General features: G+C 50.7%; 6 protein-coding genes and 2 pseudogenes. 6 read left to right on the forward strand and 2 right to left on the reverse strand.

The annotated features are described in order from the left end of the window. Positions 1–182: 182 nt before the first annotated feature. From PGX04_RS00765 to PGX04_RS00775, 3 genes and pseudogenes are all read left to right on the forward strand, one after another. Positions 183–1,535, forward strand: coding sequence for a sulfatase family protein (locus tag PGX04_RS00765; RefSeq protein ID WP_273736773.1), 1,353 nt, complete (start codon positions 183–185; stop codon positions 1,533–1,535). After that, positions 1,528–2,814: a site-2 protease family protein gene (locus PGX04_RS00770; protein ID WP_273736774.1), complete on the forward strand. Its 1,287-nt coding sequence runs from the start codon at positions 1,528–1,530 to the stop codon at positions 2,812–2,814. Before PGX04_RS00765 ends, PGX04_RS00770 begins: the two co-directional genes overlap by 8 nt. Positions 2,815–3,407: 593 nt before the next feature. Continuing rightward, positions 3,408–3,830 (forward strand): annotated as a pseudogene (locus PGX04_RS00775) (universal stress protein). Between the two features lie 663 nt (positions 3,831–4,493). Here the strand turns inward: PGX04_RS00775 and PGX04_RS00780 are convergent. Both PGX04_RS00780 and PGX04_RS00785 read right to left on the reverse strand, forming a co-directional pair. Continuing rightward, positions 4,494–4,817: a HalOD1 output domain-containing protein gene (locus PGX04_RS00780; RefSeq protein ID WP_273736776.1), complete on the reverse strand. Its 324-nt coding sequence runs from the start codon at positions 4,815–4,817 to the stop codon at positions 4,494–4,496. A gap of 71 nt (positions 4,818–4,888) precedes the next feature. Further along, positions 4,889–5,551 carry a helix-turn-helix domain-containing protein gene (locus PGX04_RS00785; RefSeq protein WP_273736777.1) on the reverse strand — a complete coding sequence of 221 codons (663 nt, stop codon included), beginning with the start codon at positions 5,549–5,551 and terminating at the stop codon, positions 4,889–4,891. A 478-nt stretch (positions 5,552–6,029) separates the two neighbouring features. Between PGX04_RS00785 and PGX04_RS00790 the strand changes: the two genes are divergently transcribed. The 3 genes and pseudogenes from PGX04_RS00790 to PGX04_RS00795 all read left to right on the forward strand — a co-directional run bounded on the left by PGX04_RS00790 (position 6,030) and on the right by PGX04_RS00795 (position 10,867). Further along, the gene (locus PGX04_RS00790) at positions 6,030–8,270 is read left to right on the forward strand and encodes a CDC48 family AAA ATPase (protein WP_273736778.1); all 2,241 of its coding nucleotides are present in this window, start codon (positions 6,030–6,032) and stop codon (positions 8,268–8,270) included. A gap of 398 nt (positions 8,271–8,668) precedes the next feature. Beyond that, positions 8,669–8,989: pseudogene (locus PGX04_RS34285) on the forward strand (CPBP family intramembrane glutamic endopeptidase); the annotation flags it as partial. Positions 8,990–9,082: 93 nt separating this feature from the next. Further along, on the forward strand, positions 9,083–10,867 hold the full coding sequence (locus tag PGX04_RS00795) for an SLC13 family permease (protein ID WP_377042250.1): 1,785 nt from the start codon (positions 9,083–9,085) through the stop codon (positions 10,865–10,867). The last annotated feature ends 430 nt before the right edge of the window (positions 10,868–11,297 follow it).

An 11,297-nucleotide genomic window follows, 5' to 3' on the forward strand; every position in this document is an offset into this window, starting at 1 on the left:
TTATTTATATGAGCTCGAGATGATTTCCTGAGTAACTGATGGCCAAACATTGAAAGATCATCTCCATTGAGAGCCCTGAATTGCATCTCCGTAGGAATGAGTCAAATTCGATTTTATGCCGTTAAATAAAACTTGACTAGGACTGGGGAATGGCTTTCGCCCAGATCATGCTATTCCATATCATGCCCTCGCCCCAGCCGAACATACTACTCATCCACTGTCACGATCTCGGCAGATATCTCGGTTGTTATGGAGCAGATGTTGAGACGCCGCATATTGATTCTCTTGCAGACGATGGAGCGGTATTTGAGGAGCACTATGTAACCGCCCCTCAGTGCTCCCCGAGCAGAGGATCCCTCATGACGGGAAAATATCCGCACGTCAATGGGTTAATGGGGCTCGCACACGGGCAATGGAATATACACCCGGAGGTACGCATTCTCCCTCAGTATTTGGGTGATACAGGCTACGAAACTCACTTATTCGGTCTCCAGCACATCGCACAGGACACGGACCGTCTCGGCTACGATTATGTCCATTCGGAGGGAAACCTATACCAGGGCGTCTCGCCCGAGGTTCATCAAGCCAATCGAGGGCGTAACGTGGCCTCTGTTGTTTCGACATTCCTTGAAAAAGAGGTGTACGAGGCTCCTTTCTTTGCCTCGATCGGTTTCTTCGAACTCCATCGTGTTGAAGAGGATAATGGACGATTTGGGTTTGAACCCGAGCACTACGATACAGATAATCCTGATGAAGTACAGCCGCTTCCATACCTCCCTGACCGTGAAGGGATCCGGCGCGATCTCGCCGAGATGCACGGAATGGTATATGCCGCCGACGATGCGCTGGGAACGATACTCGAAACGCTTGATTCGACCGATTTATCTGATGAAACCCTTGTGATATTTACCACCGAACATGGGATTGCATTTCCTCGTGCGAAGGGCTCTTGCTATGATCCAGGTATTGAGGCGGGATTGCTTATGCGTTATCCGGGTATGATAGACAGCGGTGAGCGCTACGATGAATTACTCAGCAATGTTGATGTTTTGCCGACGATACTTGATGTCGCTGGCTACGAGATTCCAGATGATATTGAGGGAAAGTCGTTCTATCCATTGCTTTCCGGCGATAAGTATGAGGAGCGTGAACGAATTTTCGCCGAGATGACTTGGCATGATATGTACAATCCAGTTCGAGCAATTCGCACCTCTCGATACAAGTACATTCAGAGCTTCTGGCATCTTCCGGACGTCTATCTCACGAAGGATATTTTTGCGAGTGAAGCCGGTCGTGAAGTCCGAGAGGAGTACGGTACGCCATTACGCCCGTATGAAGAACTCTACGACCTCAGATCCGATCCTCAGGAGGGAAGAAACCTGATCTACGAACCACACTACGATGAGACGCGCATTGATATCGCGCAACAGCTCCGGGATTGGATGGAAGCGACCGACGATCCCCTGCTTACTGGTCCCGTGCCTCCCGCAGATTACGACAAGATGGTATCTTGGCCGGGTAATCAAGATGAATAACCCCGAGTCTGGCCGTTCAGGTAGGGCAATGCATGGGCCAAGTGATGAGCAGTCCTCAATAACCGATCACGATCAGGGTCCCTCGTTCGGCTTGTTCAAAAGTTTTCGGTTAGGTAGAATATTCGGAATTCCGATAAAACTGGACATAACCTTTCTCCTTGTGGTACCAGTGTTTGCATATCTGATTGGTACACAGATCGAAATGATCGTCCCTCTGCTGAACGAGTCGCTCGGCACACAGATCACGACCGAAGCACTTACTGCAGGGGCTCGCCCCTGGCTTGTTGGACTCTTCGTAGCGATTGGTCTATTCGTTGGAGTTGCACTCCACGAATTGGGTCACTCGGTCGTGGCGATGGCGTTTGGATACCGAATCGAGGCAATAACGCTATGGTTGCTCGGTGGAATCGCACATCTCACTGAGACGCCGCGCAACTGGTTGCATGAGTTCTGGATCGCGATCGCAGGTCCAGTTGTCAGTATCGCGGTTGGCATTATTTGTTACGTCGTGTTGCTCGCCGTGCCGCCTGGAAGTAATACGGTAGCATTTGTCCTCGCGTATCTCGCCGTGCTCAATGTGGCACTCGCAGCATTCAATATGCTTCCGGCATTTCCACTCGATGGCGGACGCGTTCTTCGAGCAATCCTCGCACGACGGCAATCGTATGCTCGAGCGACAAGACAGGCGGCAGCAGTCGGTAAGGCATTTGCAGTATTGCTCGGACTGGGTGGGTTGCTCATGCTTAATTTGTTCTGGGTCGCAATTGCGTTTTTCATTTATATCGCCGCTGCAGCCGAGACACGACAGATGATGCTCGATGCGGTGGTCGAAGGGATGCAGGTAAGGGACATAATGACTCCTGCATCCGATTTGACGGCAGTTTCGCCGAATCTCACTATCAACGATTTGCTCGATCAGATGCTCCGGGAGCGACAGACAATTCTTCCAGTGAATGACGAAAATGAAGACCCAGTAGGTATCATTTCGCTTCGAGACATTCACGAAATATCTCCCCCCGATCGATCACAGGTGGTTGTCGCTGACGTGATGACTCCTGCGGATAAGGAGGTGAGAATTACACCAGACAGTGAAGTGGTAGAAGTGTTTCAGAAAGTTAATGGGAAAGATACCGACGGTCTACTTGTTATTAACGGGAACGGCGATCTGGTCGGCATCGTTACTCTTCCAGATTTGATGACGACGCTTCAAATTGTACACGAACACCGTCGCATCGATGACGCATTATCGACTGACGAGATGTCATCCACCCCTAGCTGAGTATTCAGGTAGAGTTTATATGGATACTTCCTACACGACCACGATCATGAACCGAATTACCTTCATTTGGTGGCAGGGCGGGATATTGGCTGGTGTACTCAGCGCACTCGCTTTTGGTGGTCTGATGTCCATCATTTCATCGCAGTTTATCGAGATAACCATTCCTGCACTGTACAGATTTGAACCGAATACACTCAGAGGGATGCTCGTTCATCTGTTCCACGGGACAGTTCTCGGTCTCACCTTCGCAGCGATAGTCTCGAGATCACCTGTGATGGCTTATCTGACGGCAGAACCAACTCTGTATAGAGTAGGATACAGAGTAAAGACGGTGATGTTGGGGATCGTGTTCGGTCATTTCGTGTGGGGGGATACTGCCGGTAATTGTAATGCCGGTATGGCTTGGGGAGATGGGGGCAGTAGGCCCTCAAGTTCCGTTTATCGCCGTCGAGAGCCTTGTCGGTCACGTATTATATGGTGCCTTGCTCGGGCTTATGTACGCTGTAGTGGTGATTCGATGATGCGTGGAGCAGTGAAGCAACCATCACACATCCGGTTAGCACCGATCACGTCGTCATAACAATCACACAATAATGACAGACAACATCCTCGTTCCAGTGGACGGATCCGAATTATCAGATCAAACAGTAGAGTTCGCAATTGAAACACATCCTGAGTCCTCCTTGACCTTTCTTCACGTCGTTGAAACACCGACTGGACCATACGGTGAGATAAATCCTAATAGAAAGAACAGATACTCGAATCCGCTACCGAGTATACCAAGGAAATTTTTGACTCTGGTCGCTCGATTAAGGAGGATGCAGCGTTTAGTGGTGCAATCCAAACTGAAACCGACATTGGCGAACCGGCGAGAAAAAATCATTGAGCATGCTGAAGACGCTGATATAATCGTGATGGGAAGCCACAGATGAAGTCTTCTATCGCGGATTCTACTGGGGAGCGTCGCCGAGAAGGTTGTCCTGCGAGCACCGGTCACTGTGACGATAGTCTGTTAAAGCAAACCAAGCTCAGATAATCAAAAAACAGGCAACTAGATTTGCTAATTATGGTGTATTTTATGACTGATTGGAAAAACCACCCGAAGCAAATACTTAATTGGATCCTTCTGATTCTTGGTACAATGCTGCTAGCAACGTATCTATATCTTTGGTGGATTAACCAGTTTATGCGGTATATTGCAATTGCTATTATCCTTTTCACCGCTGGATTCGTCTACTTTACATCCTTCTGGAAACCGGTACTATATCTCGTGGTAACGGTTCCGCTCTTAACCCATTTGGCCGTCTCGTTCATCGACGGTTCTTGGAGGCACCCATTTATTCAGACTGTAATAATCCTTACTGTTATCTTTGTCCTACTCAGTATTTATCTCTGTTACTTTGAGGAAATCAATAGGATACAACAGAACATAACATAGTCCTGCACTACCTCACAGATTACTGATCGATTTGTCAGGAAAATTAGTTGTAATTGACGAAGACGTTTTGCTGAATCCATCGGTCGAATATCCATCAGCTCTAGAAGTTGAGAACGCTTGTTCCCGCCTCGCCCTTGTAGAGGATACTGAAGTCACTGTTCAGCAGAGTTGCGTACCTCGGCGTGAACTCTGGAACAATTTACGTCAAGCTTCAACCAACTCTACAAATTGTAGATCGTCGTCAATGTGCAGAATCTTGATCGGAGGATTGGGGGTGATGAGGACAAATTTCATTACCGCTCATTGACGCATGAGGCACTCCTGAACTACTGCCATCTCCTTTAGGGCTGACAATAACCTCGTTGTTCGTAACCGTGATCATGTGGCCCTCCCAGGAGAACGTCACTCGACAGGTATCACCACTGTCTCCCTGAAACACTGCGTTCAATGCATCTGGATCAAGAGCGTTATACAACGGTTCTAAATCAGCCACATCAACATCCTGAACTGTAGCTATTGCGTCAATAACAGTATTACTCGGCGTATCATTGATTTCGCGTCGCATTGTCCGTCTATTCGAGAAGGCTTTCAATCAATGCTTCTCTCTATTAAGAGGGCTTTTAAGCAGTGACACAGTTACAGTCGAAACTCACCGGATTCATACGCTTCCTTAATAAGTCGGACGGTTCCCCGGCGAAGTCGCTGTGAGACGGAGTTCCCACTAATCCCCAGAAGTGACCCAAGTTCGTCTTGAGAGATGCCACGAGGAACTTCATAATATCCTTCTTCGTAAGCTGTGATCAGGGCGTCTGATTGTTCGGCAGTGAGAAGTTCATCTTCTTCATGAACCATCGGATTGAACACGGTGTTCAAGGTAATCTGAATCCCATACTCCTGAAGAGATTTCCGAAAAGAAGCAAGGCCTGAGTGGTTCTTAAACTGGAGCTGAAACTGCCACTCCTCCGCCGTACCTTTGGCAACGAGGATCTTAGCATCGGCTTCGATAAGAGATTGGACGAGCCCATTAACATCAGGATTCCATTGGATTTCGTACAATGTTCGTTCAACGTTACTATCGGTATTGGTGAGAGTCTCCACGTTATCCACGAGGGGGTCATCATTCAGTGTGGTTGCGATAGCATCGTCTTCGTCGTTCGCTACCCAGAACTGTGGCATGATGACCGCCTTATGCAGTGGAGCCAACCGCTCGAGTTCAATTTGTACGGTTGAATGGTCGGTGAATATTCTCCCCAGTGCAAACGATTCGGCCGGAATCGTGATGTCGACAACGGTAATCATTTCAATAAATTCTTGCTTCAGAGCCCATCATTTGTATCAATTAATTCACTGAAGTAGTACGCAAAATAGTGTGAGATATCGATGCTCGGATCTAGGGGGAGCGTGGACAGAGTTGACAGAGGCGATCCTTCGATGTGCAACCGCCAGCTAGGTCTGTACGCCAACTGAGAAATGCGCTGTGTGACTCATGTGCATTCGTCACTGGCAATTCATCGATATCTATTAACATAGTGATCGGGGTTGATCAGGACTGTTTTTTATTTGGGGTGCTATCACGTATTCTCTCACCAAAATTCAGATTCTGATGTTGCAACCGGCCCACGGGTCACGACAAAAGGGTTGTTTGACTAGTTGATGTTGTAAACTCCCCATCGGAGTTCGATACCCACCTCCCCTTCTTGCGTACTTAATTAGACTCTGCCGCTGGAAAGGAGGGTGACTTTGACACTGTTTAGCGTGGCTCTTGTTGTGTAGAAACATGAGTGCAGAGCTACGAGTCCAAGGACTCACATCCAGTGATGTCGGCCAAGGTATCGCAAGACTGAGCCATGCGGCTATGGACGAACTGCAACTTGAACCAGGCGACATCGTCGAAATTACTGGACGCCGACGAACAGTTGCGAAAGCGCATCCTGGGCCTGGAACCGACCCAGATGACGTTATCCGGATCGACGGCAACGTCCGGATGAACGCGGACGTAGAGATAGATGACTACGTCGAAGTGGAGAAAACAGAAGCTGATCCTGCCGACTCAGTGACGATCGCACTCCCGGAGCAAGTTATCCTGCGCGGTGCAGGCCCCTCACTAAAACGGTACCTCCTCGATAGACCTGTCGTCCGAGGAGATGCGGTTCATATGCAGCTTCTGGGCAGGTCGTTTCCGTTCATCGTCACGCAGACTACCCCGTCTGGTCCAGTAATAATAACGGAAGGAACCGAACTCGTCGTTCGAGATGAGCCGATCACAGAAGAGGATCTTGCGAGAGATCGTTCAGAGATTCAAGACGTGACCTACGATGACGTTGGCGGTCTCGAGCGGGAACTTGGCCAGGTCCGCGAGATGATCGAACTTCCGTTACGGCATCCCGAACTCTTCCGTCGGCTCGGTATTGCACCTCCGAAGGGTGTCCTTCTGTATGGCCCGCCGGGGACGGGGAAAACGCTCATTGCCAAAGCCGTCGCTAACGAGGTCGACGCAAACTTCTTCACCGTCTCCGGACCGGAGATCATGTCGAAATACTATGGCGAAAGCGAAGAGCATCTGCGGGAAGTTTTCGATGAAGCCCAACAGAATACTCCTTCGATCATCTTCATTGATGAGATCGACTCGATTGCACCGAGCCGGGACGACGTTTCCGGCGATGTCGAACAGCGGGTCGTCTCCCAACTACTTTCACTCATGGACGGGCTTGAGGAGCGCGGTGATGTTATCGTGATCGCTGCGACAAACCGCATCGACGCGGTGGATGTCGCTCTCCGTCGTGGCGGTCGATTCGATCGTGAAATTGAAATCGGCGCACCGTCGCATGATGGTCGGCTTGAAATTCTCCAGATCCATACGAGGGGAATGCCCCTCGCTGACGATGTGGATCTCGAGGACCTTGCAGATCGAACGTACGGTTTTGTCGGTGCAGATCTCGAATCGCTGGTGAAGGAGGCAGCTATGCATGCACTTCGCCGTGTTCAGGTTGATGTCGACTTTGAAGAGGAAGTGGTACCACCGGACGTTCTGGACGAATTATTCGTTGAGGACGAAGATATCGAAGCGGCTCTCGGAAGTATTGAACCAAGCGCAATGCGGGAAGTGTTCGTGGAAGTACCGAACGTCACCTACGAGGATGTCGGTGGTCTCGAAGAGGCAAAACACGAACTGGTACGAGCTGTCGAGTGGCCGCTTAACTACCCCGAGATGTTCAGGAAGCTCCATGCCGATGCACCAAAAGGTGTGCTTATGTACGGCCCGCCGGGAACGGGGAAAACACTGCTTGCAAAGGCTGTCGCCAATGCAAGCAATGTTAACTTCATCTCGGTCAAGGGTCCCGAACTGCTCGACAAGTTCGTCGGTGAGTCTGAAAAAGGCGTGCGGGATGTGTTCAACAAAGCGCGTCAGAATGCCCCGACGATTATCTTCTTCGACGAGATCGACTCGATAGCTCCCGAACGTGGCCAATCGTTCGACTCACAGGTGACCGAACGGGTGGTGTCGCAGTTACTGACCGAACTCGACGGTATCGAGGAGCTCAGAAACGTGTTCGTTCTCGGGGCAACGAACCGGCCGGACATCATCGATCGTGCATTGTTACGGCCCGGACGGCTGGACAAAACCGTCTACGTTCCAATTCCGGACGTCGATGCGCGGCGAGAAATTTTCGAAGTCCACACCCGCGATGTTCCGCTCACCGACGACGTTGACCTCGGGGAACTGGCTGAAACGGCGGAAGACTACACAGGCGGTGACATCGAAGCCTGTGTTCGTGAAGCAAGCCTGATTGCAATGGAGGAGGCAATTATGTCGCTCGATGAAGATGATGTGTCGGTCGACATGATCGAAGCCCATGCCGACGAACTCGAACTCGCTCAGGAACACTTCGACCAGGCGTTTGAGCAGATAACTCCCTCGGTGACTCAGGAGATGCACGAATTTTATGAAGATCTGATGGAGGATCTTGGCGGACTCACAACTACGGATAGCAGTTCTGAAACTGCCGGTGTCCAGTGAGTGGCTAGAAATCCCTCTTCCACGGGGAAAACTGTATGTCCGACCAACACACGCCGCGCTCTACGCTCCTACCACTGTTAGATGCGACTGTAATTGGATTTGGGGGACTCGTAGCCGGTGGGTTGCTCGCAGGCGCAGCTGTGGCGGCGCTCAATGTGGCCGGTATTCACGCTATCGACGACCTCCCTCTTATGGTCGTTGTCATGGTCGTGTTTCAGGGTCTCGGTTTCGCACTTGTTGCGGGAAGCTATCTTCGATATCACGATTTTGGTCTCGAGCACGTTCGTCTTCGAACCCCAGATCAACAAGACGCTATCTGGATTGTAATCGGTCTCGCCGGGTTGTTCGGGTTGCTTGTCCTGATGAATGGACTCTTACAACTCGTCGGGATACGAACCATGGCAGAGCATGAATTTGCGATTATCGCCGAGCAACACCCGTCACTTCTCCTGCTACTCGTTCCATTGTCACTCCTCGTGATCGGTCCTGGCGAAGAGTTGCTGTTTCGGGGAGTTATTCAGACTCGACTCGTCGAAGCGTACAATACAGGCATCGGCATCATCGCTACCAGCGCCGTATTCGCAGTCGCTCACTTTCCCGCCTATACTGGTGAGTACGTGACTGCCGCTATCGGTATTCTCTTCGTACTCAGTCTGGTCTTAGGCTGGATATACGAACAATCGGACAACCTCGTTGTTCCTGCTGTCGTTCATGGCATCTACAATGCGGTGTTGTTCGCCTCTCTCTATGTTTACCTTACAATGGAACCACTGACAGTCACAATAGGGCAGTTCCCGTCCGTGACAACTGGCATGCTAGTTGTCTTCGGAATTATTGCTATCGCATTAATCTTATTTGTTACTGAACCGATCCCAATAGATATCACCGCGATTGGGATCATCGTCGCGCTCGTCGCGCTGGGTCCGTGGACGGAAATCTCACCTGACGACGGGCTCACAGGCTTTGCAAACCCGGCAACGATCACAGTCCTTGCGATGTTCGTTCTCAGTGAGGGAATTCGCCGGACAGGCGTCGTCGCGCTGCTATCCGACACGCTTCTCGAGCATACCGAAAACGATCCCATAAAACAACTTGCTGCGCTTATCGGGTTTTCGGGTGGAACGGCTGGATTCATCAATAATACGCCAGTCGTCGCCATTATGATTCCGATGGTGGACGACATCGTCGAGCAAACAAATATCTCACCCTCGAAGCTCCTGATCCCCATTTCGTACGCGTCGATGATGGGCGGAATGCTGACGGTCATCGGAACATCGACGAACCTACTCGCAAGCGACGTCTCTGCTCGTCTACTCGATCGACCGTTCACAATGTTCGAATTCACTCAACTCGGACTTCTCGTCCTCATCATTGGCTGCATCTACCTGTTGGTGATTGGCCGTCACCTGATACCAGAGCGAATCACGCCTGGAGAGGATCTCACCAGCGAGTTTGAAATGTCTGACTACCTCACCGAGGTAGCGGTTGATTCCGACTCGCCCCTTACCGGCAAGACTGTCGACGAATGTCTGAACGATCTTGATCTTGATCTCGACATTGTTCAGATAGTCCGTGACGATGAAACAACGATGGCACCGCTCGATCGCAAGACCATCCGCGACGGTGACGTATTACTGATCCGGGCTGATCGCGACACATTGCTTGAGTTACTCGAAGTCGAGGGCGTTAATCCTGTCCCAGCAGTCAAATACCAGGATACCGATCTCGAGGCCAGGGACGAGAATCGTCTCTTAGTTGAAGTTGCCATCCTTCCAGATTCAAACTTAGTGGGTGAAACACTCGAGAGCCTTGCTTTCGATACGCAGTACGATACAACGGTTCTCGCGATTCGCCGCGGCGACAAAATTCGACATGAACGGATGGACGAACTCCAACTTCGGGGCGGTGATTTGCTTCTCATGCAGGCAACCGAGGACACAATTACCCGGTTGGATCGATCTCGTGAGTTCGTCATCGTCGAGAAAATTTCCCATCCAGATTACCGACGTACAAAGATGCCGATCGCAGTCGGTATTGTCGCCGCTGTCGTTGCCATCGCAGCACTTGAGATTGCACCAATCGTCATCACTGCACTCGCGGGCATTGTCGCGATGGTCGGAACAGGGTGCGTTCGCCCGAAAGAAGTCTATAATGCTGTCGACTGGAACGTGATCTTCCTACTCGCCGGGGTCATCCCGCTTGGGATTGCGATGGAACAGACTGGTGGTGCCGAGTGGCTCGCGTCGTTGGTCGCAGGCAGTGCCGATTTTCTTCCCCCGATTGCGGTTCTCGGAGTATTCTACCTGTTCACAGCCCTGATGACCGAACTTATTAGCAACAACGCGAGCGTGGTGCTCATGATTCCAGTTGCCGTTGATGTGGCGACGCAAATTAACGCGAATGCCTTTGCATTCGTTCTGGCAGTGACCTTCGCAGCGTCTACGGCGTTCAATACCCCTGTTGGTTACCAGACGAACCTTATGGTGTACGGCCCCGGTGGATACAAATTTACGGACTTCGCCCGGGTTGGGTTCCCATTACAGTTGATTCTGACTGTTGTGACGACGATCGGAATCGTCTTTTTTTGGGGGATATGATTGTGCACCTGATGATCTAAACATATCCTTGAGATTTTATTCAGTTCCACCAGAACATAGGACAAGTAAACATAGTGTCTCCAAACTGTTTAACACGTCATATCATTACTTCACGTTTCTGGGATGTAGAGCGTCTACAAACGAGCTTCGGAGGGATCAAATAAAATCCGAGTAGAACTCTCTCGAATCCTATGTCGCAATCCTTGGTTCGCTAAGCAAGATGTGTCGAGCAGCGTCCAACACGCGATTTAGGAGAGAAAACGCGAGTCCTGCGGCTTGCCGCAGGCGAGCGACACCGAGTGCTTTCCGCTTAGCCACCTTGTCGGAGAGATTGACTGACCGCCCGGACGAATGTCCTGGCGGTCACGACCGGCGGCGATCTGATCTCGCGGTCTATTCTGAGCTTCACCAAGTAATCGGTAAGCCTCCA

Source organism: Natrinema soli (genome assembly GCF_028618695.1).